Here is a 24,740-nt window from a genome sequence, read left to right on the forward strand (position 1 = left end):
GCATGCGAGGGTTGCAACCAGAAGTCCAGGGTCAACGCAACGAGCGCTTGTGGCAGCGTGGCCGTTCGTAGGCGACACTGCTTGGACCATGGCCGACGTCGCTTGCAGGGAAATGCGCCGGGCGCTGGCCGCCCTCGGTGTGCGTCGGCTGACGCTCGGGATTCACGAAAGCGCATTCCCTCCATCGTCCGCCGACACCGGCTACGGCAGCGCCCACGCCGCCGGCGATGCGTTCCTGCGCTTCGCGATCGACCTCGGCTTCAACGCGCTTCAGCTCGGCCCGGGCGGCCAGATAAGCCAGTCCAACCCCTCGCCCTACGACGGCACCGCATTCGCGCGCAATGCACTGCGTCTGGATCTGGCGGCGCTCGCGCGGCCCGACGCCGGCAGCCTTCTCGCCCGCGACGAGGTTGATCGGCTCGTGGCCGACGGGGCTGCGCCGGACCGGGCCGACCCTGCGCGCGCACACGCCATCATCGGCCGCGCCATTGCCGTGGCGCTGCCGCGCTGGAAGCGGCTGCGCGAGCACGAGCCCGATCACCCCGTGATGCAGGCTGCCGCTGCATTCGAGCGCATCAGCCCCTGGCTTGCCGAAGATGCGCTGTTCGAAGCGCTGGCATCGCGCACCGGCACCGACGACCCGGGCCGCTGGGATCCCGCCGTGGCCGCGCTCTTCGAGCGCACCGCACAAGCGTCCGAGCGTCGCCGCCAGATCTCGCTCACGCTCGCGGCCGAGGTCGAGCGCGCCGTTCTCGTCCAGGCGCTGCTCGACGCGCAGTCGCAGGCGTTCGTGTCGATGGCGCGCGCGCACGGGATGACGCTCTTCGGCGACCTTCAGGTCGGCTGGTCCTGCCGTGATCGATTCCTTCGCCCCGAGCTGTTCGCAAGCGGCTGGCACATGGGCGCGCCGCCGAGCCGCACCAATCCGCAAGGGCAGCCGTGGGGCTATCCGCTGCTCGACCCGGATCAGCTCGATGATCCGCACAGTCCGGCCCGGCACGCCTTCGTCGCGGTCGTCGAGCTCGCGCTGCGCTCGCACGACGGCATCCGCATCGACCACCCGCACGGCCTGGTCTGTCCGTGGATCTACCGCAGCGATGCACCCGACCCGCAGCTTGCCGTGCAGCACGGGTTTCGCGCGTTCGAGTCGCCCGACGCCTGTGATGCCATGCTGCAGCGCTGGGCCATTGCGCGCACCGGCGACCTCGATCATGGCGTGGCGCCTCATGCCGATGACCGCGTCGTCCGCCTGGACGCCGGTCAGATCGCCCGCTACTCGCGCATGATCGATGCTCTTCTCGCAGTTGCCGCAGCGCATGGCCGCACGAGCGACAACGTTGCGGCGGAAGTGCTGAGCACCTGCCCGCGGCCGCTGCGCGAGGTGCTCGCCCGCCACGGCCTCGGACGCTTCGTGGTCACGCAGAAGGCCGACCTGACCGACCCGGCCGACGTCTATCGCACCGACCGGACCGCCCGCGCCGACTGGGTCATGCTCGGCAACCACGATACGACGCCGATCTTCGCGGTCGTGCAGGCGTGGCACAGGAACGGCAGCGCGGCGGCGCGCGCCGCCTATCTCGCATCACGCCTCGAGCCGGCGCCGGAGGCCCGGGAAGCGCTGGCGCGACGGCTGGTCGAGAGCCCGAGCGAGATGGCGCAGGCAAGCCTGGCCGATCTGTTTCTGGCCGACGCCGAGAACGTGCTCGTGTATTGGACGGATCTGTTCGGCGAGCTCGAGCCGTTCAATCGTGCCGGGATCGTGCATCCCGACAACTGGACGCTGCGGCTGCCCTCGCACTATCGCAGCGTCTACGCCGCACGCGTACGCGAGCGGCGGGCGCTCGACGTGCGAGCTGCCGTGGCGACGGCTCTGCGTGCCCGAGGCGTCGCCGGCGATCTGTCAGCCGCGCTCGATCGTAAGGAGTAGCTGCATCGCATCCTTCGCGTCTTTCTCCATGCCTCAACATGGTCATCATCGCCGGCCGATGACTTGAAACCAGCATCCCGTGCTATTACTCGGAAGCTGACGCTTCCTGCGCCGCCAGTTGCGTCAATCGAGGCCCGATGAGCTCGGACACGCGAATGCGCAATGCCGTGGGCGCCAAGGCTCCCGCGTCATCACCCACCATCGAGGAAGCGCGAAAGCGCGTCCTGGTCGAGGATATCCGTCCACGCGTCGACTGTGGCCGCTATCCTGCAAAACGGGTGCTCGGCGACGAGGCGCGTATCGAGGCCGATCTGGTTGCCGACTCCCACGACGTGCTGGGCGGGCGCGTTCTCTACCGCCATTGCAGCTCGCACGACTGGCTCGAAGCGGGCCTGCGACCGCTCGTCAACGATCGGTTCTTCGCGACGTTCGAGCTGGATGAGCTGGGACGCTGGGAGTTTCTCGTCGAAGGATGGATCGATGCGCTGGCGAGCTGGCGAAAGGTTCTCGAGCGCAAGATCGCCGCCTCCGAAGCCGCCGAGGTCGTGTCGCACCTGCGCGCCGGTGCGCCGTTGATGCTGGCGGCATCGGCGCGGGCGAGCGATGAAGCGGCCGCGAAGCTGCAACGCGCAGCCGCCGCGCTGGACGCGGCCGGCACGGACGCGGACGCCGCCGTCGCCGTCGCTCTCGATGTGGAGCTGGCAGCCGTCGCCTCCGCCACTCCCGATCTTGCCCGCGCCACGCGCTCCGACACCTACGAGATCGACGTTGAGTCGCTCTACGCGCGCTTCGGTGCCTGGTACGAGTTCTTTCCCCGCTCCTGCCGCGACGACGGCACACACGCCACGTTCGCCGACTGCGAGGCGCGCCTGCAGTACGCGGCCTCGATGGGCTTCGACATCGTCTATCTGCCGCCGATTCATCCCATCGGTGAGAGCTTTCGCAAGGGAAAGGACAACAGCCTGCGCGCCGCGCCGGGCGAGCCCGGAAGCCCCTGGGCGATCGGTGCCAGCACGGGCGGGCACAAGTCGGTCCATCCCGAGCTGGGCACGCTCGAGGACTTCCGCAGCTTTCTTGCGCGCGCCGAGCAGCTCGGCCTTCGCGTCGCGCTCGACATCGCCTTGCAGGTCTCGCCCGATCATCCCTACGTCAAGGAGCATCCGCAGTGGTTCGTGCACCGGCCCGACGGGAGCATCCAGTACGCCGAGAACCCGCCCAAGAAGTATCAGGACATCTACCCGTTCGACTTCCAGTGCGAAGACGCCCCCGCGCTGTGGCGTGAGCTGACCAGCATCTTCGAGTTCTGGGTGGGGCAAGGCGTGCGCATCTTCCGCGTCGACAATCCGCACACCAAGTCGCTGATGTTCTGGCGGCACTGCATCGCCGAGATCAAGCGGCAGCACCCGGACGTGATCTTCCTGGCCGAAGCCTTCACGCGCCCCAAGCTCATGTACGCGCTGGCCAGGCTGGGCTTCAGCCAGTCCTACACCTACTTCACGTGGCGCAACACGCGCGACGAGCTCACTCAGTACTTCACCGAGCTGACACGGACGGAAGCGGTCGAATTCTTCCGGCCCAACCTGTGGCCGAACACGCCCGACATCCTTCCGGAATCGCTGCAGTTCGGCGGGCGGCCCGCGTTCGTTCAGCGCCTGGTCCTGGCCGCCACCCTCGGCGCGAGCTACGGCATCTACGGTCCGGCGTTCGAGCTGATGGAATCACAGGCGCGGCCGGGCTCCGGCGAGTACATGGACAACGAGAAGTACGAGATCCGGCGCTGGGAGGTGTCGCGAGCCGACAGCCTTCGGCCGATCATCACGCGCGTGAACGCGATCCGTCGCGAGAACGCCGCGCTCCACGACAACCGCAGCCTTCGTTTCCATCAATGCGCGAACGAGACGCTGCTGTGCTACAGCAAGCGCGCCGCCGACAACGTCATCGTCGTCGTCGTCAACCTGGACGTCCATCACAAGCAGAGCGGATTCGTCGAGCTGGACCTGGATGCGCTGGGGATCGAGCCGGACCGGCCGTTCCAGGCGCACGACCTGCTCGGCGGCGGGCGGTACCTGTGGCACGGCTCGCGCAACTACGTCGAGCTCGACCCGCACGTCAGCCCGGCCCAGATCTTTCGTGTGCGCCGACGGGTGCGCACCGAATACGACTTCGACTATTTCGTTTAGCAGTCATGCGCCCGAAACGAGCACTGCAAGCCGTCCTGCCCGGTCCCGACCCGCTCTGGTACAAGGATGCGATCATCTACGAGCTGCACGTCCGCGCCTTCAGCGACTCCAACGGCGACGGCATCGGCGACTTTCCCGGGCTGATGAGCAAGCTCGACTACCTGCAGGATCTGGGCGTCACGGCGCTGTGGCTGCTGCCGTTCTACCCCTCGCCGCTGCGCGACGACGGCTACGACATCGCCGATTACACCAACGTGCACCCGTCGTACGGCACGCTGGGCGATTTCAAGAAGTTCCTGAACGCCGCGCACGACCGCGGCCTGCGCGTGATCACCGAGCTGGCCATCAACCACACCAGCAGCGACCATCCCTGGTTCCAGCGCGCGCGCCGCTCGCCGGCCGGCAGCCGCGCCCGCGACTACTACGTCTGGAGCGACACGCCCGACAAGTATCGCGGCGTTCGCATCATCTTCGAGGATTTCGAGCACTCCAACTGGTCATGGGACCCGGTGGCGCGCGCCTACTACTGGCACCGCTTCTATTCGCACCAGCCCGACCTCAACTTCGACAGCCCCGACGTGCAGAAGGCGGTGCTGCGCGTGCTCGACTTTTGGATGGAGCTCGGCGTGGACGGCCTGCGCCTGGACGCGATCCCCTACCTGTTCGAACGCGAGGGAACCAACTGCGAGAACCTGCCCGAGACGCATCAGTTCCTGAAGCGGCTGCGCGCGCACGTGGACGCACGCTACCAGGACCGCATGCTGCTGGCGGAGGCCAACATGTGGCCAGACGACGCCGCCGCCTACTTCGGCGACGGCGACGAATGCCACATGAACTTCCACTTCCCGGTCATGCCGCGCCTGTTCATGTCGGTGCAGCTGGAGAGCCGCTACCCCATCGTCGACATCCTCAAGCAGACGCCGCAGATCCCGGAGAACTGTCAGTGGGCGCTGTTCCTGCGCAACCACGACGAGCTGACGCTGGAGATGGTCACCGACGAGGACCGCGACTACATGTACCGGACCTACGCCGAGGACCCGACCATGCGCGTCAACCTCGGCATCCGCCGCCGACTGGCGCCGCTGCTGCGCCTGCGCAGCAAGATCGAGCTGATGTCGAGCCTGCTGATGTCGCTGCCCGGCACGCCGGTCATGTACTACGGCGACGAGCTCGGCCAGGGCGACAACGTCTACCTCGGCGACCGCAACGGCGTGCGAACGCCCATGCAGTGGAGCGCCGACCGCAACGCCGGCTTCTCCCGCGCCAGCTCGCAGCGGCTCTACCTGCCCGTCATCAGCGACGCTGAGTACCACTACGAAGCCGTCAACGTGGATGCGCAGCAGGCCAATCCTGAGTCGCTGCTGTGGTGGACCAAGCGGCTGATCGCGATGCGCAAGCAGCATGCGGTCTTCGGGCGCGGTACCATCGAGTTCCTCGACCCCGACAATCACAAGGTCCTTTGCTTCATCCGCAGCCTCGGTGACGATCAGATGCTGGTGGTGGCCAACCTTTCGCGCCACGCCCAGTACGTCGAGCTCGACCTGTCGCGCTACAAGGGTCAGGTGCCGATCGAGACCATGGGCGGCACCGAGTTCCCGCCCATCGGCGACCTGCCCTACCTGCTCACGCTCGGCGGCTACGGGTTTCTCTGGTTCGAGCTCGAGTCGCCGCACGAAACGGCGGCGGCGCCGAGCATGACCGACCTGCCGCGCGTGGAGGCCAAAAGCGAGGACGCGCTGCTGCAGGGCCGGCTCTCCAAGGCGCTCGACCAGACGCTGCGCAGCCACATCCAGAAGCGGCGCTGGTACCGCAGCAAGACGCGCCGCATGAAATCGCTGCGCATCATCGACCGCCTCCCGCTGCCGTCCACGAACGCTCGCAAGCTGGCACTGGCGGTCGTGCTCATCGAGTACGAGAGCGACCTTCCCGAGCACTACGTCATGCCGCTGGGCCTGGCCGAGGACGGGCACATCGATGCAATGATGGAGCACACGCCCGAGGCGTGCATCGCCCATGTCTGCCTGCCCGCCCGCAACGGCTGGCGCGACTTCCTGCTCTACGACGCCACGGGCAGCGACGAGCTGGCGACCTCGCTACTGCAGATGCTGACCCGCAAGCGCAGCATCTCGGGAGAAGGCGAGCTGACGCTGGAGCTCGAGCGCGACCTGCGCACCCGGCTGGCCCGGGGCACCGAGGGCCTGCACGCATCGTCCGGCTCGCTGGAGCAGTCCAACACCACGCTGTTCTACGGACAGGAGGTGGTGCTGAAGATCTATCGCCAGCTGCAGGGCGGCATGAATCCCGACGCCGAGGTCGGCCGCTTCCTGACGCGCCGGGGATTCGCCAACACGCCGCCGGTGCTGGGGACCATCGAGTACGAAGGCCCCGGGCTGTCGGGCGCCACCGTCGGACTGGTTCAAAAGTACGTCGGCAATCAGGGCAACGCCTGGGACATGACGCTGGAAGCGCTCAGCCGCTCGCTCGAGCATGCATTGTCGCTGCGTCACGCCCAGGCCTCGGTGATGCCGCCGCTCGAATGGCCGCTGGCGCGTGACGAGGCGCCGCCCGAAGCGGTCGGCGACATGATCGGCAGCTACAACGAGATGGCACGCCGCCTCGGACAGCGCACCGCCGAGCTGCACGCGGCGCTGGCTTCGGACCCGGATGATCCCGAATTCGCACCCGAGCCCTTTGCCGGCCACTACCAGCGATCGATTCTGCAGGCGGCGCAGGACCGTCTGGCGCGCTCGCTGCAGCTCCTGAAGAAGAGCATGCCGACGCTGATCGAGAGCGCGCGGCCGCTGGCCGAGCAGGTGCTCGCCAACAGCGACGGCATTGCCAAGGCGCTGGCGCAGACGGCGCGCATCAAGGTCGACACGATGCGCATCCGCATCCACGGCGACCTGCATCTCGGGCAGGTGCTGCACGACGGCCGCGATTTCATCTTCATCGACTTCGAAGGCGAGCCGGCGGTGTCGCTGACGGTGCGGCGCCTGAAGCGCTCGGCGCTCATCGACGTCAGCGGGATGCTGCGATCATTCCACTACGCGGCGACCAAGGCCTACATCGATCCCCACGTCCGGGCCGAGGACCGCCCGCTGCTGCGTCCGTGGATCGACGCGTGGTGCGGGTGGGTCAGCGCGGCGTTTCTCGGCGCGTACATGGAGACCGCGGGTGATGCGCCATTCCTGCCGCCGACGGCCGAGGGGCGCGCCGCGCTCATCCAGCTGCATCTGATCGAGAAGTGCGCGTACGAGCTCGCCTACGAGCTCAACAACCGTCCGGACTGGGTGGCCGTGCCGCTGGTCGGGCTGCTGGAAATCGGGGCGCGCAGCTGAGGCCGCGGCCTGCGTACGCCGCAAGGAGAAGCCGATGCCGCAGCAGCCACGCGACCCCCACGCCTTCGCCGGACAGCTCGGCGAAGTCGACCTCCACCTCTTCAACGCGGGACAGCACACGAAGCTGTACGAGAAGATGGGCGCGCATCCTGCGAGCTGCGGCGGGGAGGTCGGCACGATCTTCCGCGTGTGGGCGCCCAATGCCAGGAAGGTTTCACTCATCGGCAGCTTCAATCACTGGACGCGCGGCAAGCACGAGCTGGCACTCACCGGCAGCTCCGGCATCTGGGAAGGCTTCTTCCCCGGCATCGAACGCGGCGCGCTCTACAAGTACGCCATCACCTCGAATCTTGCCGACGCGGTCCTGGAGAAGTCCGATCCATTCGCCATCCACTGCGAAGCGCCGCCGCGCACGGCTTCGGTCGTCTGGGATCTGCACTACCGCTGGGGCGACGATGAATGGATGAGCACGCGCGGCGGACGCAACTCGCTGCGAGCGCCGATCTCCATCTACGAAATGCATCTCGGCTCCTGGCGCCGCGGCGGCGACCACGGCGAACGCCCGATGACATACCGCGAAATGGCGGTGCCGCTGGCCGAGCACGTGCGCAGCCACGGCTTCACGCACGTGGAGCTGCTGCCGGTGATGGAGCATCCGTTCACGGGCTCGTGGGGCTACCAGGTCACCGGCTACTTCGCTCCGACCAGCCGTTACGGCACGCCCCAGGATTTCATGTTCCTGGTCGACCATCTCCACCGCAACGGCATCGGCGTCATCCTGGACTGGGTGCCGGCGCATTTTCCGAACGACGCCCACGGGCTGGCGATGTTCGACGGCAGCCACCTCTACGAGCACGCCGACCCGCGCCAGGGCTTCCACCCGGACTGGAAGAGCTGCATCTTCAACTACGGGCGCCACGAGGTGCGCTCCTTCCTGCTCTCGAGCGCGCTGTTCTGGCTCGACCTCTTCCACATCGACGGTCTGCGCGTGGACGGCGTGGCCTCGATGCTCTACCTCGACTACTCGCGAAAGGAAGGCGAGTGGATTCCCAACAAGCACGGCGGCCGCGAGAACCTCGAAGCCATCGACCTGCTGCGCGCCATGAACGAGGCCGTCTACGCCGCCTTCCCCGACGTGCAGACCTACGCCGAAGAGTCGACGTCGTGGCCGATGGTGTCACGGCCCGTCTATCTCGGCGGTCTCGGCTTCGGCATGAAATGGGACATGGGATGGATGCACGACACCCTGTCCTACATGCAGAAGGAGCCCGTGCACCGCCGGTGGCACCACAACCAGCTCACGTTCCGGTCGCTGTACGCGTTCCACGAGAACTTCGTGCTGCCGCTGTCTCATGACGAGGTCGTGTACGGAAAGGGCTCGCTGCTCGGCAAGATGCCCGGCGACGAATGGCAGCAGTTCGCCAACCTGCGCCTGCTATACGCTCTGATGTACGCGCAGCCGGGGAAGAAGCTGCTGTTTATGGGCGCCGAGCTGGCGCAGCGCAGCGAATGGAACCACGACGGCGCCCTGGACTGGAGCCTTTGCGACCAGCCTCTGCACCGCGGCATCGGGGCCTTCCTGTCGCATCTGAACCGGACGTACGCCGGTGAGCCGGCGCTCCACGAGCTCGACGTCGACGCCAGCGGCTTCGAATGGATCGAGGCGGACGATGCCGAGCTCGGCGTGCTGTCGTTCGCGCGCCGCTCCAGCGATGACGCGTGCCTGATCGTCGCCGCCTTCAACACGACACCGGTGCCGCGGTACAACTACCGCCTCGGCGTCCGGCACGAAGGACGCTGGCGCGAGATCGTCAACAGCGACGCCAAGGAGTACGGCGGCAGCGGGCAAGGCAACCTCGGCCTCGTCGAGACGTCGCCGGTGTCATGCCACGGGCGGCCGCATTCGCTGATCGTGACGGTGCCGCCGCTCGGGGCGGTGTTTCTGAAACGGGAGCACTGACGCACGTCCCCGTCGACCTACCGATCGGGCCGCTCGGCGGCCGATGCCGTCCCGCGTTGACACTCCCGACCCCGCGCGGATCATCCGCGCATGCGATACACCCAGATCCTCGCCGAGCGCCGCGATGCCGTCTGCGTCGTCACGCTCAACCGTCCCGACAAGCTCAACGCATGGAGGCCGCACATGGCGAGCGAGCTCGCCGAGGCCTTCGGCGCTGCTAATGAGGATCCGTCCATCGGCGCCATCGTCATGACCGGTGCCGGCCGGGGCTTCTGCGCCGGTGCCGACATGGACGCCACGTTCAAGACGCGCATCGACGGGCGCGATCCCGGCGAGAACACCGCCGGCGGCGACGGCGGCATGCCGGCAGGCCTGGACTGGGTGGACCTGTGCCGCAAGTCGAAACCTCTCATCGCGGCGGTAGGCGGCGCGGCCGTCGGCGTGGGCATGACCATGATCCTGCCCTTCGACGTCCTCGTGGCGTCGGAGAAAGCGAAGTTCGGTATGTTCTTCATCAAGATGGGTCTGGTGCCCGAGCTCGGCAGCACGCATCTGCTGGTGCAGCGCGTGGGATGGGGAAAGGCGAGCCATCTTTGTCTGTCGGGCAGGCTTTGCGACGGTGAAGAGGCCGCTGCCATCGGTCTGGTCGACGAGCTGACGGCGCACGAGAGGCTGCTGGAACGGGCCGTCGAAGTGGCTGCCGAGATCGCGGCCAACCCGGACCCACAGCTTCGCATGATCAAGCAGCTGCTGACGCAGAACGCCGCCGACGGCGACCTGCGCGCGGTGCAGGAACGCGAAACACTGCTGCTGCGCGAGTGCTGGAAGAGTGCCGAACACAAGGAAGCCGTGGAGGCGTTCCTGGCCAGGCGCCCTGCGCGCTTCCGCTGATCCGGCCGCGGCGCGCTCAGGTGCTCGATCGCCCGTCCGCGCAGCAGCTCGATCCGCACGCGGCCGTTTTACGCGCCGGGCCGGCCCGGTTAAGTACGAAATCCGTATTCGTTCATGCGCGGAATCGACGAAGACAAGGTCACGGCGTATCTGGCCGGGCGCTGCGAGGGCATGGTCCCGCCGCTGACGTTCGAGCAGATCGTCGGCGGGCACTCCAATCTGACCTACAAGGTCACCGATTCTGCCGGCGCGAGCTGGGTGCTGCGGCGCCCGCCGCTCGGCGCGGTGCTGGCGACGGCCCATGACATGGGGCGCGAGCATCGCATCATCTCGGCGCTGGCCAACACCGGCGTGCCGGTGCCGCCGGCGGTGGCGCTGTGTCAGGACGAGAGCGTCAACGGCGCGCCGTTCTACGTGATGAAGTTCGTCGAGGGGCACGTCCTGGACACGCCGTATGCGGTCCATCACGGCGTGCCCGACAGGGCTGCCCGGACCAGGCTCGGCGCGCACGTGATCGAGTCGCTGGCGGCGCTGCACATGCTCGATCCCGGCTCGGTCGGTCTCGGCGACCTCGGCCGCAAGGAAGCCTATCTCGATCGGCAGCTCAGCCGCTGGCGCGGACAGTGGGAGAAGTCGAAGACGCGCGAGCTTCCGGCGATGGAGGAGACCTACGAGCTCCTCGTCAAGGCCAGGCCCGAGCAGAAGTACACCGGCATCGTTCACGGCGACTATCGGCTCGGCAACATGCTCTGCACGGCGGAAGGGCGCGTGGCCGCGGTGCTGGACTGGGAGCTGTGCACGCTCGGCGACACCATGGCCGACCTCGGCTACATCATGAACAACTGGGCGGAAGAGAACGAAGCCGGCCCCAGCCAGGCCGTCTCGATGCCGACGGCTGCCGGCGGGTTTCCGACGCGAGCCGAGTTTCTCGCCGACTACAGCGCTCGCACCGGCCGGTCCGTCGAAGGAATCGAGTACTACCGCGCGTTCCAGTGGTGGCGCCTGGCGGCGATCGTCGAAGGAGTGCTCGCGCGTTACCTCAAAGGCGTGATGGGAGAGGCCGGCGCGGACATGAGCGCGTTTCGCCAGCAGGTCGACCAGATGGCCGACGAAGCCCTGATGATGATTCGCGGGATGGCCTGAACGTGCGCCGACGCCTCATGCGCGCGGCCTGCGTCCAACGGACCGCGCACCGCCGGACGAGCGAGGGAGTGGCAATGCAACGCAACGCAATACTGGCCCTGTCCATGATCGTGCTGCTGTCGGGCTGCGCGGCGGGAACGACTCCGCAGCCGACCAGCCTCATCGGCAGCGCCAAGATCAGCGGACCGCACGATCCGATCGTGCTGCTCGGGTACTCGCACATGACGAGCAACGGCTTGCGCATCGCGGCCAAGCTCGATGCCGGCACCTACCGTTTCACCGACGTCTCCATCAGCATCGCCACGGCCGACGCCGGCGATCCCGCCCCCTACACGATGAGCCCCGAGGGCAAGGCCATGCTCGCCGCCACCAGCACGGAGAAAGGCCGCTTCGATCCCAAGGAAGAGGAAGTCGAGTTCACGATCGGCCGCGGCGGCCTCGGCAAGATCGGCAACAAGGTCGTCTGGTACCGCTGGACCATCCGCTTCGATCGGGACGGCGAGATCGGGACGGTGCAGAGCCCGATCTACCGCACCAGTCGCGACGAGGCCGGCCTGCCGCGCGCCGCGACGGCGCCCGGCCCCGACATCTCCGTCGTCCCTCCCGCACCGGTCGGCGCCAAACGACGCTGACGTGAGATCGCGCGCCGGCATGGACGCGTCGCTTGCAGACTCGCGCGCCGGTGACGTGCATCGATGACGAACGACCTGGCCTCGCTGCTCGATCTGGCGCCGCACGGGTGCGACGTCTACGTCGGCGAAGGCTCGAGCTATCCATGGGGCGGCCTCTACGGCGGCCACATCGTCGCGCAGGCGCTGCGTGCTGCGGCCCATAGCGTCGAGGACGGGCTGCTGCCGCATTCGCTGCGCGCCTACTTCATCCGCCGCGGCGACAACAGCGAGCCGGTTCGCTACGAGCTCGACCGCATCCGCAACGGGCGCAGCTTCGCCACGCGGCGCGTGGTCGCACGCCAATCGGTCGGCGCCATCCTGAATCTCGAAGCGTCCTTCCAGCGAGCCGAGGAGAGCGCCGACATCCAGACCGTGGCTTTCCCGCAGGGACTTCCTGCCTCGGGCGTCCTTCCTGCCACGTCCTGGACCGACCTGTTCGACCGGCGTCCGATTCCCGAAACCTCGCTGGTCGCATCGGCCGGGGCCGGCCGCGTCGCGGCATGGATGAAAGTGGCCGGCGATCTCGGCGAGGATCAGCTGCTTCAGCGATGCGCCCTCGCCTATCTCTCCGACGATCTGCCGACCGAGGCCGTGGTGCGGTCGTGGCCCGATGCGAAGAAGCTCATCGATTCGGGCCAATGGCCATTCAACGCCAGCCTCGACCACACCGTCTGGTTCCACCGGCCGCTGCGCGCGGATCGCTGGCATCTGCACGACCTGTCCTGTCACGGCCTCGTCAGCGGCCGCGGCCTGGCCATCGGACACGTCTTCTCCGAAGAAGGCGTGCACGTGGCCACGGTGGCGCAGGAGGCTCTGGTCAGGCTGCCGCGCTGACGCGCGCGGCGCGCGCGACTGCCGGCGGCCGGAGAGAAGGCCGCGCTGCCGCCGCGGACACGCCGCGTCGCGCATGCATGCCGCGGGATGCGCCGGCTGCTCAGCGTTGGGCCGAAGAAGCGGCGCGCTGCCGGTAGAGCGATGCGTCCACCGCCTGCGCCATCGCCTCCTCGTCGAGCCCTCCGCCGAGGAACTCGCCGATGCGCCCCGCTGCCGCGCGCGGGTCGGCAACGACTTCATCGTAGCGCATGAACATCACCTGCATGTCGGCGCGCGATTTCAGCCGCTGGCGCAATGCATCCAGGTGCTTGCGGAACATCGCCGCCATCGCCTCGTCCGGCACGCGCTGCGGCTCGCCGCGACGCTCGAGCATGCGGCGCTGCGACGCGAGCACCTCGCTCATCTCGCGCTCGACGAAGAGCACGCGATAGCGATACGACGCCGGCAGCTTCTCCAGCAGTGCCGAGATCACCTTGACCGACCGGCCCACCGCCTGCGCCAGCCATTCGGAGTCGTCCGGCAGCTTCTTGACGCGCTCGAGCTCGAAATAGCCGCGCGGGTTGTCTTCGTCGGCGCTGCGCAGGCCATCGGAGACCGGCTCGATGCCGCCGGCGGCGAGCATCCGCATCATCATCGACGTGCCCGAACGCGGCAGGCCGGAGACCACCGTGACGAAATCGCGCGACATGCGGGCCTGATACCTCGCCGTCGCCGGCCGTTCCAGCGCCATTCGAGGCCGGCGGCACAAATGGAGCCCGTGCGCGGTTCCATGTATTCAGCGGCGCATGCATCAGCGCCATCCCGATGACGCAGCCGCCCTGCGCAAGCGGCTGCGGTACGTGCGCATCTCCAGCGATCGGCTCGACCTGTCGCTGTTTCCCGACTTCCTCATCATCGGTCCGCAGCGCACGGGCACGACGTGGCTGCACGCCAATCTGCGCGAGCATCCCGAAATCTTCCTGAGCGAGCCGAAGGAGCTGTACTTCTTCAGCCGGCTCAAGAGCAGGGACAGCGCGCGCTTCGAATCGGACGAGCTGGACTGGTACCTCTCCTTCTTCGACGAGCCGCTCTGGCACCGGCTATACAGGCAATGGCGCACGTATCGGCGCCACGGCCGGCTGTACCGGCCGCTCGCGCGCGGCGAGGCCACGGCCAGCTATGCCGCCATGGACGACGATCTCATCGCGGAGATCGCCGCCATCTCGGCCGACGTCAAGATCATCATGATGGTGCGCGACCCGGTCGACCGCGCCTGGTCGCATGCCAAGAAGGACCTGGTACGCAATCGCGGCCGCAGGATGGCTGACGTCGCCGACGCCGAATTCCAGCAATTCTTTGCAGACCCCTACCAGCTCCGTTGCGCGCAGTACGAGGAGAACCTGGCGCGCTGGCAGGCGCACTTCGGCGCGGCCAACGTCTTCGTCGGCTCCTTCGATGACGTCGAGGGGCGGCCCGAAGAGCTGCTCGCCCGCGTCACCGCCTTCCTCGGTGTTTCCTCCGATCCCCGCTACATCGATCCGCAGCTCGTGCGCAGCGCCGTCAATCCGACCGGCCAGTCCGAAGTGCCCGAGCGATACCGGCGCTACCTCGAGCAGCTGCTGGCGGAGCCGATCGCGAGCTGGAAGCGCAACTTCGCGCGGTAGGCGCGCGCGCCCGCGGCCGTGCCTGCGGCCGCGAGGCGGGAGGCCGAGGCCTCAGAGCCCGCGCGCCGATTCGGGGCGCAGGCGGACGCGCCCGGCCAGGGCGTCGTCGAGGACGGCAACGATGCGCTCGCGGTCGCGCGGCAGGTTGCCGGCCAGCGGCAGGTAGTTCGACGCGTGATTGGTGCGAAAGACGGCGTCCGTCGGACGTGCTTCGTCGACGATCGTGCGCAGCTCGCGCAGCATCGTCTCCACCGGCGGAAGCGTGAAGCTGCCGCGCTCCTCCAGCGTCGCCATCGGCGTCCCTTCGACCACGGTCAGCGTCAGCGCCGACAGGAAGTCGGGGTCCATCGCGGTGGCCAGGCGCGCCGACTCGTGCGCGTGCACCTCGCTGCGGTCGATGCCGCCGGCGCCGAGCAGGAAGATCGCCGATACCGCCATGCCCGCCTCGTGCGCGCGCCGCGCCGCCTCGGCATGGTCGTCGAAGCTCGCGCCCTTGGCGATTCGTTTGAGCGTGACGTCGTCGCCGCTTTCGGGGCCGATGTAGAGCAGCGACAGACCGAGCTCGCGCAGGCGGCGCAGCTCCTGCGGCGTCTTCTCCAGGATGTTGATCGCGGTGGCGTAGCAGCTGGCACGCCTCATCGCGGGGAACGCGCCGCGCGCGGCGGTCAGGATACGTTCCCAATGCTGCATGCTCAGGATCAGGGCATCGCCGTCGGCGACGAACAGCTTTTCGACGCGCGTCCCGAACCTGCGTCCGGCTTCCGCGACGTCGCGCAGCGTCTCGTCGAGGTCGCGCACGCGGAAGGTCTTGTCGCGGTACATGTCGCAGTAGGTGCAGTGGTTCCACGAGCAGCCGACGGTCGCCTGCAGAATGTAGGCGTCGGCCTCGCTGGGCGGGCGGAAGATGCGGCCTTCGTAGCGCATGCCTCCTGTGTAGCGGCGGCGCGCGCCGGCGCAAGGGGCTCCTCTTGCATCGTCCGCCGTCCCCGCGCACACGAGGCGCATGAGCCCGACTCCCGCCGAGCTTGCCGATCTGGATGCCACCGCACAGGCCGCTCTCGTCCGCAGCGGCGACGTCAGCGCCGCCGAGCTGGTGGAGGCCGCGATCGAGCGCATCGAGCGCGTGAACCCGCAGCTCAATGCCGTCATCCACCGCCTGTACGAGAAGGCGCGCGCCGAAGCGGTCGACCCGCGGCTTCCCGACGGGCCGTTTCGCGGCGTGCCCTTCCTGGTCAAGGACATCGTCTGTCACACCGCCGGTGACCCGTGTCATGGCGGAATGCGGTTGTTGCGCGACCTCCAGTGGCGCGAGAGCACCGATACGTATCTTGCCGAGCGCTTCCGCCGCGCCGGCTTCGTCTTCGTCGGCAAGACCAACACGCCCGAGCTCGCATTCTCGCCGACGACCGAGCCGCTGGCCTACGGTCCCTCGCGCAATCCGTGGAACATCGATCTGTCCACCAGCGGCTCCAGCGGCGGCGCCGCCGCCGCCGTGGCCTCGCGCATGGTGGCGGTGGCGCACGGCAACGACATGGGCGGCTCGATTCGCACGCCGGCCAGCGCCTGCGGCCTGGTGGGGCTGAAGCCGACGCGCGCGCGCACGACGCTCGGCCCCGACTTCGGCGAATTCTGGTGGCAGACCACGCACGAGCACGTGCTGACGCGCACGGTGCGGGACACCGCCGGCGTCCTCGACGTCACGGCCGGGCCGGCTCCCGGCGATCCGTACTCGGCGGCGCCGCCCTTGCGGCCTTTCGCGCAGGAGGTCGGCGCCGATCCGGGCAGCCTGCGCATCGGCATCTTCACCGATCGTCCCGGAGGGCGCGGGCTGCCGCATCCGGATTGCCGCGCCGCCGCCGAAGAGGCCGGGCGGATGCTCGAGAGCCTCGGCCATCGGATCGAGCACGGCGGGCCTGCGGTGCTGTCGCGCACCGATGACGGCAGCGCCTCGGTCGTCTTCACCGTCTCCATCGCACGCGAGCTCGAGAGATGGAGCGAGCGCACCGGCAAGGACATCGTCGCCGCCACCGTCGAGCCGACCACGTGGATGGCGGCCGAGCTCGGGCGCGGAGCCTCGGCCACGATGTACGTGGAGGCCGTCGAGAAGCTGCATTCGTATGCGCGCGAGCTGGCGGCGTGGTGGGAGAGCGGCTTCGACATCCTGCTCACGCCGACTCTGGCCGAGCCGCCGTGGCCGCTGGGCCTGCTCGGGCCCGCCGGCGGGGATCCGATGGACGTGATCCTGCGGTGGACGCACTACAGCCCCTACGGCATCCCCTTCAACATCAGCGGCCAACCGGCGATTTCCCTTCCGCTTTGCACGAACGCCCGCGGCCTTCCGATCGGCATCCAGCTGGTCGCGCGATACGGCCGCGAGGACGTCCTGCTGCGGCTGTCTGCCCAGCTCGAAGAAGCGTTCCCGTGGGAGGATCGCCGCCCGCCGGTGTGCGCCTGAGGCGGGCATTGACGCACCGATGACCCGGACAGTATGAAGCCACGTCCGGGCACGTCGTCGTGGGGACCGCGCGAGCCGGACCAATCCTTCGGGGAGGACCACGATGCGCATGACCCGGCTTCTGATGTCGGGTGCCCGGCACGTTGCCGCCGGCACCACGGCTACTCTTCTGCTGACCACCAACGCCCTCGGCGCGGCCACCACCGTTCGCGAGCCGGCCTGGGGCCTGCCCCACTTCTATGCCGACACCGACATCGAGCTGGCGCGCGAGAACGGACGCGAGATCGCGAAGGACCGGCTCGGCCAGCTCATCCTGCTGTCGCGCGCAGGACGCGGAACGCTGGCCCAGGCCTTCGGAGCCCTGGATCCGAGCTTCGTCGATGTCGATATCGAGACCCGGATCGGCGGCTACACCAGCTCGGAGCTGAACTCGATGTTCACGCACCTGCCGCCGGCCACGCAGGCGCTGCTCCTCGCCTACTGCGACGGCGTCAACGACACCATCGATGCCATCTACGATGGCGAGGAGGACGAGCCGCTCGAGATCTCGGTGCTGCGGCACTCGATCCTCAATCTGGACAATGACCTGTTCGGCAACGCGACCAATGTCTCGGACCAGGTCGATCCCTACTACAAGGCTCCCGGCGGCGCCGACCCGCAGCGTCCCAATGGCGGCTACCAGTTCACGCCCGAGATGGCGATGTCGATCGCGGTGCTGCAGGTCCGCAACTTCGGCCTCAACACATTCGAGGAGCAGAACCGCCTCTCCGAGCTGATCAAGCTGCAGGACGCGCTCGGCATGAGCTCGGGCGAGGAGGTGTGGCGCGATCTCAACTTCCTCAACGATCCGCTGGCGCCGATCTCGGTTCCCGATGCGACCACGCCCGGCTACGGCGGTCCGCTGGCCAACGTGCTCGACCTGCGCGACGCCGTGGCGGGCATCGACAAGGTCGATGCCGAGCGCGCGCGGCGCTGGGCAGGCAAGGACTGGAAGGCCTCGGCCGAAGAGATCAAGGCGCGCGCGAGCCTGCGCGAGGAGACGCTCAAGCGCTGGAGCGCCTGGCCCAAGCTCGGCAGCTACGCGTGGCTGATCGCGGCCAACCGCTCGGCGACCGGCAATCCATGGCTCGGCGGCTTTCCGCAGACCGGGATCCAGACGCCTTCGCTGATGCACTACGCCGAGAACCGCTCGGGCGAAGGCATCATGGGCAACGGCATGGAATTCGTCGGCGGCCCCTACATCCTGATCGGCCACACCGACTCGGTCGCCTTCACGACGACGACCGCACAGCTGCGCATCATCGACACCTTCTTCGAGCAGGTCATCGGCGAGAACACGGATAACGTCCGCTACAACGACGAGGGCACGCCGGCGCAGATGAAGAAGCGCACGGAGAAGATCCTCACCGGCGGCGCCAGCTTCCGCAACGTCGTCTTCTGGCGCACGCACGAGCGCGGCGGCAACGGCGGCTCGCGCCCGGTGCTGGATTTCGTAGGCGACGCCGAAGGCACCGCCGAGGGCGGCACTGCCACGACGCTGGTGGACAATCAGGCGACGTTCGCTGCCGCCTTGATCGGCGGCCACGTCCTCATCACCGACGGCACCGGCGCCGGGCAGATCCGCGCCATCTCCGGCGCCTCCGGCACGACGCTGACCGTCGCGACGCCCTTCACGACCGCGCCGGCTTCGGGCTCGGTGTACGTCGCGGTCGAAAGCGGCAACGACATCATCGCTTCGGCGGCCGACAGCGGCGCATGGCTGGAGGAGTCGACGACGGCGTGGGCGTTCTCGCTGTTCCAGCGCGCCGCCAGCGCGATGGACATTCGCGAAGCCGTGCGCCTGATCCCGAGCACGCACAATTTCTTCGCCGCCGACAACCAGGCCTTCAACGGCGTGGGCACGGACGCGGGCGCCGGCAACATCGGCTACCAGTCCTCCGGCTATTCGCGCAAGCGTCAGGACGGCTCCGACAAGCTGCTGCCGCTGGACGGCACGGTCGCCAATCCCTTGCTCGTCGCCAGCGGCGCGGTGGTCTCCGCGACGGCCACCACCGTGACCTCGACCGCGGGCACGTTCCCGGGCGACCTGAGCCCCGATCCGATCAATTTCCGCTACGACAATCCGACCCAGCAGGGACAGGAGTTCATCCTCTCGATCATCAGCGGCACCGGCGGCAAGCAGACCCGCCGCATCGCCGCCAACACGACCGACACCGTCACGCTCGAATATCCGTGGGGCATCACTCCGGCCCCTGGCGATCTCTTCGAAGTCTACGAGGTCGTGGGCATGCCCGAGGCGATGAATCCGGCCGAAGGCTACATCGCCAACTGGAACAACAAGGCCGGCACCGCCGACGACGGCGATGCCTTCGGCCGCGAGCATCGCGTGACGTTCATCCTGGAGCGGCTTGCCGCCGACAGCTCCTGGACGCGCGACGAGCAGCGCCAGCTCAACAAGGACCTGGCGGGGCTGGACGGGCGCGGCAAGTACGGGCGCCATCTGGTGCCGCGACTGCGCGAGGCGGTCGATGCGGTCGGCAACGGCGGCAATCCCGCCGTCGACACGGTGCTGGCGGCGCTCGAGGCCCACGACGGGCTGCCCGACGACGGACGCGCGTTCAACGACCCGCTGACGGCGACGACGGTGGCCGGCGAGCTGAGCTTCCTCAACAGCCTCATCAACAGCCTGGCCACGACAATCTACGGTGACGAGCTCGCAGCGGTGGGCGTGCCGACCGGAGCGCGCGCGCAGAATCTGGTCACGCACGCCATCGATGCGGCCGCGGGAACGCCCTCGGGCGCCTACTCGCAGCAGTACTCGGGCGACTACTTCAACGGCGCCGACTGGCGCGTGGTGGTGCGCGACGCCCTGTCGGCGCTGGCCACCGGCGGCATTCCCGCCGACTCCGCGCGCGGCAACAGCAGCTACAACCACCCGCTCTCCGACCTCAACTCGCAGCTGAGCTTCACGCCGACGCCGGTGGGCAACCGCGGCACCTACGAGCAGATCGTCGAGGCCGGCGACGACGTCAACGGCGAGTTCATCTTCCCGCTGGGGCAGAGCGGCATGATCGAGGGAGAGCTCGTGTTGCCGGCGGTGGTCGTCGAGCTCGACTCGATCGATCCCAACGTCAGCAACTTCCAGCCGATCTGGCGCGACTGGCGCTTCCTGCCGATGCTGCACGTCTCCGAGGACCTGGCCGGCGGCTCCGAGGACGCCGACGGCGATGGAGTGTTCGACGGCTTCGAGCGCTGGTACCTCGGCGACACCGCCGCCAAAGCCACGGACAACTCCGACGAGGACGGCTCGGACCTGATCGACGAGTTCCTGCGCGGCTCCGACCCCACCGACGACGACACCGACGACGATGGCCTGCTGGACGGCCACGACGGGCTCGACCAGGATCGCCTCGGCAGCGCCTTCGCCAAGGTCAAGGGGTCGTTCAAGTTCTCCAACGACCCGGCCAAGGACTCCTTCAAGCTCGGCGGAAAGTTCGGCACCGGCTCGCTCGACTTCGACGAGTCGGCCGACACGATCTCGATCCGCATCGAGACCGAGAGCGAGGAGGTGTACTACGGCGTCACCATTCCCGCCGGCACGCTGATCGACGACGGCAGCGGCCTGAAGTTCTCGTTCAAGGATCCCACCGGTGCCATCGGCGGCCTCGGGCAGGTCTCGCTCAAGCTGAGCGACGATCCCCTCAAGACCTCGTCGCTCAAACTCAAGACCGCGGGCATCGACCTGCCCGGCAACCGCCAGAGCAAGAGAATGCTGCTGGTGGTGACGATCAACGATGCCAGCAGCGCGATCTCGCGCAACATCATCGACGAACGGCGGTGGGTCGAGGCCGGGACATCGCTGAAGACGGGCTCGGAGCCGGGAGCCTACATCTACAACTAGCGGCGGCCGGCGCCGCTGCCGCATCCGGGCCGTGCTCGCAAGGGCACGGCCCTTTTTTGTCGGCTGCTTTTCCTGTAAGCGCGCCGCATGGACGCCCGCCGGCCAGTCGTGCGCGATGCGCGCCGCGACGAAGGCGACGCGATCGCCGCGCTGCTCGCGCGTGCGTTCGCGCGCAACCCTTTCGTGCGCTGGCTGGTGCCCGATGATGATCGCTACGCGCGCGTCGGCAGCGGCCTGTTCCGCATCGGCGTGGAGCGCGAGATGGCGCACGGGATCGTGCACGTCACCGACGACCACGCCGGCGCCGCGCTGTGGCTGGCGCCCGACGCGCCGGCGCCAGGGCCGCTCGCGCAGCTTGCGCTGGCGTGGACGACGATGCGTCTGCTGGGCAGCCGCACGCCCGCCGGCATCCGCGCCACCCTGGAAATGGAGCGCAGGCGCGCCGCGCAGCAGCCCAACTGGTATCTGACGGTGCTCGGTACGATCCCGGAGCGTCAGGGCACGGGCGTCGGCACGACGCTGCTGCGCCCGATGCTGGAACGCTGCGATCGCGAGGGCATTGCCGCCTACCTCGAGTCGTCCGACCCCGACAACGTTCCGTTCTACGAGCGCTTCGGCTTCGTCGTCCTCGACGAGCTGCGCTTTCCGGGCGGACCGCGCATGCCGCTGATGCTGCGGCGGCCCTCCCGCAAAGCGCCGTAGCTCGCGCGGCGACGGCGAGCCGCCGGCGCCAGAAGGGATGCGACGTGGTTGCAAGAGCGGCGCTTGGCGTTGCCCCTGAAGGATTCGGCCGTCTTGCAACTGGGAGGCGCCGCCACCGCGCCTGCAGGAGGCGGCTGCACTGCGACGGCGCGAATCGTCGCCTCAGAACGAGACGCTGTAGCTCATGCCCGGGTTGTAGCTGCGATCCAGCACGAGCCCGACCTGATGGCGCCCGTAGCTGTAGTTGAGGAGCGAGTGCACGCGTACGCCGTCGAACAGCACGGTGGCCGACCAGCGCGGATTGAACCGCACGTTGAGGCCGCCGATGGGACGCACCCGATCATCATAGGTGCCGTAGGAAGCGCCGACGTAGGGCTCGAGCGGCAGCCGCGTCCATTCGCGCACGTTCTTGCTCACCGTCCCGTAGAACGACTGACCATGCCGCGTGCCGATGCGATCGGAGCTGGTGCCGAGCACGACGGCCGGGCGCGTTCGCGTTTCGGTGACCGCAACGAGATTGCACAAGGGACTGACCTTGCTTGCCAGCGGATTGTACTCGATGCCGACCATCAGGCGCGGGTGCAGGCGATAGGTCAGCGTGTTGCGCCACTGCGCACGGGAAATCTGATTGGGGATGACGCGGAAACCGTACGTCCATTTCGCATCATCGGTCTGTCCTGCCCCGCTCACGGCGCGGCCTTCGCCTGGTCAAACCGGTCAACTCGGGACCGACGACACCTCCGAGGAATGCGCAGCGGGCCCATGCGAGGCCCTGTGGCGCTCGCTCCTGTCGCCCGAGGAAGCGTCGGCCTGCGCCAGCATCGCATCGATCTGCGCCTCGAGCCTGGATCGGTCGACGACGCCGGGAATCACTTGGACGACGCTCCCGTCCTTGCCGATGATCACCGTTGCCGGCAGCGCGCCCACGAGCCCGAAGCGTTGCATGTCGGCAGTGGTGGCGCCGAGCCACACCGGGAAGTTGATGCCGGTCTCGCGCACGAACTGGAGCACCGCCTGCCTGCTGTCGCCCGTATCGGCGGCAGCGCCGATCACCTGCACGCCGAGCGCCGCATACCGGTTCTGGACCGCCACGAGGTCGGGCATCTCCGTTCGGCACGGCGCGCAATAGGTGGCCCAGAAGTTCACGATGAGGATGCGGCCGCGCAGCGCCGCCAGGCTCTGCGTCGCGCCCGAAAGATCGCTCAGCGCCAGGTCGACGACCTTGCCCGCCACGTCGCCGACGCTTCGCGCCGCCACGCTTGCCTTGACCAGGTCGAGCGAGTCGACGTGCACGACCTTCTCCTGGCCCTTGCCGGAGACCTCTCCGGTGATGCGGACGTGATTTCCGATCATCGACAGCCAGTCCTTGCCCGGAAGACGGTACGCGCGCGGCTCGAGACGGTACAACGCGAAGCCGTCGCCTTCCCGAACGGCCAGCAACGTTGCGTCCCCACCCGCCACACACGCGGCGGCCTTGGACAGGTCCTCGGCGGTTCCGAACTCGACCCGACCGCGGTCGGCCTCGGCCCAGCAGTCCTCGCAGCACACCACCTGCCCCTCCAGGGTCTGCGCCGCAGGGGCGGGCGTGGCCATGAGAGAGGCGAAGATCAACAACCCGGAGAGAATGCGCTTCATGTCGCCATGGTGTCCCGAAAAAGCGGAGAAGTCAGGTCCGTCAGTGGACACGGGCGCGTGCGCGAGACAGGAAAAGCCATGCGAGCCGACAACATTCTCGAGACCATTGGCAACACGCCCCACATCCGCATCCAGCGCCTCTTCGGCTCGTCTCACGTCGTCTACGTCAAGAGCGAGCGCAGCAATCCCGGTGGCTCCATCAAGGATCGCATCGCGCTGTCGATGGTCGAGGCTGCCGAAGCCGAGGGCCTGATCGGCCCGGGCTCGACCATCATCGAGCCGACCTCCGGCAACACCGGCATCGGCCTGGCGATGGTGGCCGCCGTCAAGGGCTACAAGCTCATTCTGGTGATGCCCGACAGCATGAGCCTGGAGCGGCGCCGGCTCATGCTCGCATACGGAGCCACCTTCGTGCTGACGCCGCGCGAGAAGGGAATGAACGGATCGATCGCCAAGGCGCGCGAGCTGCTGGCGACGACGCCGAAGTCGTGGATGCCGCAGCAGTTCGAGAACGCGGCCAATCCCGAGGTGCACGCGCGTACGACCGCGCGGGAGATCGCCGACGACTTCCCCGATGGCATCGATGTCCTGATCACCGGCGTCGGCACCGGCGGGCACATCACCGGCTGCGCGCAGGTGCTCAAGAAGAAGTGGCCGCGGCTGCGCGTGTTCGCGGTGGAACCCTCGGCGTCGCCGGTCATCAGCGGCGGCGACCCGGCACCGCATCCGATCCAGGGCATCGGTGCGGGCTTCATCCCCGCCAACCTCGACACCTCCCTTCTGGACGGCGTGGTCAAGGTCGACGCCGAAGATGCCAAGGAGATGGCGCGCCGCGCGGCGCGCGAAGAAGGGATGCTGGTGGGAATCTCCTCAGGAGCCACGCTGGCTGCAATCGCACAGAAGCTGCCAAGCATCCCGAGCGGCGCCACCATCCTCGGTTTCAACTACGACACCGGCGAACGCTATCTGACCACCGAAGGATTCCTTCCCTTCGAGTAGCAGCGCCACCACAGTAGCAGCGCCACCGTCCTTGGCGGCGCGTGAAAGGCGCGGCCGCAGCGAGCGGGGACGCCTACGCGGCGGTCAGGCGCCGGTACTTGATGCGGTGCGGGCGGTCGGCGTCGGCGCCGAGACGGCGGCGACGATCTTCCTCGTAGTCCTGGTAGTTGCCTTCGAACCACACGACCTGCGAGTTCCCCTCGAAGGCCAGGATGTGCGTGGCGATGCGGTCGAGGAACCAGCGGTCGTGCGAGATGACGAGGACGCAGCCGGCGAATTCGAGCAGCGCCTCCTCGAGCGCGCGCAGCGTCTCGACGTCGAGATCGTTGGAAGGCTCGTCGAGGAGAAGCACGTTCGCGCCCGACATCAGCATGCGCGCGAGGTGGAGCCGCCCGCGCTCGCCGCCGGAGAGCTGACCGACCGGCTTCTGCTGGTCCGCGCCGCGGAAGTTGAAGCGCGCG

The 24,740-nt window shown here is 68.2% G+C and carries 18 protein-coding genes; 13 read left to right on the forward strand and 5 right to left on the reverse strand.

Going from position 1 to position 24,740, the window contains the following annotated elements; genetic code table 11:
• The first annotated feature begins 88 nt into the window (after nucleotides 1-88).
• The 8 genes from VEC57_15475 to VEC57_15510 all read left to right on the forward strand — a co-directional run bounded on the left by VEC57_15475 (nucleotide 89) and on the right by VEC57_15510 (nucleotide 12,944).
• On the forward strand, nucleotides 89-1,927 hold the full coding sequence (locus tag VEC57_15475) for a 4-alpha-glucanotransferase (protein HYC00533.1): 1,839 nt from the start codon (nucleotides 89-91) through the stop codon (nucleotides 1,925-1,927).
• 137 nt (nucleotides 1,928-2,064) lie between these two features.
• Complete coding sequence (locus tag VEC57_15480) at nucleotides 2,065-4,107, forward strand: alpha-1,4-glucan--maltose-1-phosphate maltosyltransferase (protein ID HYC00534.1); 2,043 nt, start codon at nucleotides 2,065-2,067, stop codon at nucleotides 4,105-4,107.
• Nucleotides 4,108-4,112: 5 nt separating this feature from the next.
• The gene (gene treS / locus VEC57_15485; protein HYC00535.1) at nucleotides 4,113-7,445 is read left to right on the forward strand and encodes a maltose alpha-D-glucosyltransferase; all 3,333 of its coding nucleotides are present in this window, start codon (nucleotides 4,113-4,115) and stop codon (nucleotides 7,443-7,445) included.
• A 34-nt stretch (nucleotides 7,446-7,479) separates the two neighbouring features.
• Nucleotides 7,480-9,405 carry a 1,4-alpha-glucan branching protein GlgB gene (gene glgB, locus VEC57_15490; protein HYC00536.1) on the forward strand — a complete coding sequence of 642 codons (1,926 nt, stop codon included), beginning with the start codon at nucleotides 7,480-7,482 and terminating at the stop codon, nucleotides 9,403-9,405.
• 90 nt (nucleotides 9,406-9,495) lie between these two features.
• Entirely contained in the window at nucleotides 9,496-10,296 is an 801-nt protein-coding gene (locus VEC57_15495) for an enoyl-CoA hydratase/isomerase family protein (GenBank protein HYC00537.1), read from the forward strand.
• Between the two features lie 114 nt (nucleotides 10,297-10,410).
• The gene (locus tag VEC57_15500; GenBank protein HYC00538.1) at nucleotides 10,411-11,439 is read left to right on the forward strand and encodes a phosphotransferase family protein; all 1,029 of its coding nucleotides are present in this window, start codon (nucleotides 10,411-10,413) and stop codon (nucleotides 11,437-11,439) included.
• 74 nt (nucleotides 11,440-11,513) lie between these two features.
• Complete coding sequence (locus VEC57_15505) at nucleotides 11,514-12,071, forward strand: hypothetical protein (protein HYC00539.1); 558 nt, start codon at nucleotides 11,514-11,516, stop codon at nucleotides 12,069-12,071.
• Between the two features lie 63 nt (nucleotides 12,072-12,134).
• Nucleotides 12,135-12,944, forward strand: a complete 810-nt coding sequence (locus VEC57_15510; GenBank protein ID HYC00540.1) for an acyl-CoA thioesterase domain-containing protein — start codon at nucleotides 12,135-12,137, stop codon at nucleotides 12,942-12,944.
• A 100-nt stretch (nucleotides 12,945-13,044) separates the two neighbouring features.
• On the opposite strand, the gene VEC57_15515 is transcribed toward VEC57_15510, so the two are convergent.
• Complete coding sequence (locus VEC57_15515; protein ID HYC00541.1) at nucleotides 13,045-13,632, reverse strand: sulfotransferase; 588 nt, start codon at nucleotides 13,630-13,632, stop codon at nucleotides 13,045-13,047.
• Nucleotides 13,633-13,729: 97 nt separating this feature from the next.
• Here VEC57_15515 and VEC57_15520 point away from each other — a divergent pair, with 97 nt between their 5' ends.
• Nucleotides 13,730-14,587, forward strand: a complete 858-nt coding sequence (locus tag VEC57_15520) for a sulfotransferase (GenBank protein HYC00542.1) — start codon at nucleotides 13,730-13,732, stop codon at nucleotides 14,585-14,587.
• Between the two features lie 51 nt (nucleotides 14,588-14,638).
• On the opposite strand, the gene VEC57_15525 is transcribed toward VEC57_15520, so the two are convergent.
• Nucleotides 14,639-15,511 carry a radical SAM protein gene (locus tag VEC57_15525; GenBank protein HYC00543.1) on the reverse strand — a complete coding sequence of 291 codons (873 nt, stop codon included), beginning with the start codon at nucleotides 15,509-15,511 and terminating at the stop codon, nucleotides 14,639-14,641.
• A 79-nt stretch (nucleotides 15,512-15,590) separates the two neighbouring features.
• On the opposite strand from VEC57_15525, the gene VEC57_15530 reads away from it, so the two are divergent.
• From VEC57_15530 to VEC57_15540, 3 genes are all read left to right on the forward strand, one after another.
• Entirely contained in the window at nucleotides 15,591-17,042 is a 1,452-nt protein-coding gene (locus VEC57_15530) for an amidase (GenBank protein HYC00544.1), read from the forward strand.
• Between the two features lie 109 nt (nucleotides 17,043-17,151).
• On the forward strand, nucleotides 17,152-20,943 hold the full coding sequence (locus VEC57_15535) for a penicillin acylase family protein (GenBank protein ID HYC00545.1): 3,792 nt from the start codon (nucleotides 17,152-17,154) through the stop codon (nucleotides 20,941-20,943).
• An 87-nt stretch (nucleotides 20,944-21,030) separates the two neighbouring features.
• Nucleotides 21,031-21,645, forward strand: coding sequence for a GNAT family N-acetyltransferase (locus VEC57_15540; protein ID HYC00546.1), 615 nt, complete (start codon nucleotides 21,031-21,033; stop codon nucleotides 21,643-21,645).
• Between the two features lie 162 nt (nucleotides 21,646-21,807).
• Here VEC57_15540 and VEC57_15545 read toward each other — a convergent pair whose 3' ends face one another.
• Entirely contained in the window at nucleotides 21,808-22,335 is a 528-nt protein-coding gene (locus tag VEC57_15545) for a hypothetical protein (protein HYC00547.1), read from the reverse strand.
• Between the two features lie 27 nt (nucleotides 22,336-22,362).
• Entirely contained in the window at nucleotides 22,363-23,280 is a 918-nt protein-coding gene (locus VEC57_15550; GenBank protein HYC00548.1) for a TlpA disulfide reductase family protein, read from the reverse strand.
• Between the two features lie 78 nt (nucleotides 23,281-23,358).
• Here VEC57_15550 and cysK point away from each other — a divergent pair, with 78 nt between their 5' ends.
• Nucleotides 23,359-24,279: a cysteine synthase A gene (cysK, locus tag VEC57_15555; protein ID HYC00549.1), complete on the forward strand. Its 921-nt coding sequence runs from the start codon at nucleotides 23,359-23,361 to the stop codon at nucleotides 24,277-24,279.
• Nucleotides 24,280-24,352: 73 nt separating this feature from the next.
• Here the strand turns inward: cysK and VEC57_15560 are convergent.
• Nucleotides 24,353-24,740, reverse strand: a 388-nt coding sequence (locus tag VEC57_15560; protein HYC00550.1) for an ATP-binding cassette domain-containing protein, incomplete at its 5' end; no start/stop codon positions are given.

Source organism: Candidatus Limnocylindrales bacterium (genome assembly GCA_035626395.1).
GTDB lineage: Bacteria > Desulfobacterota > Binatia > UBA1149 > CAITLU01 > DASPNH01.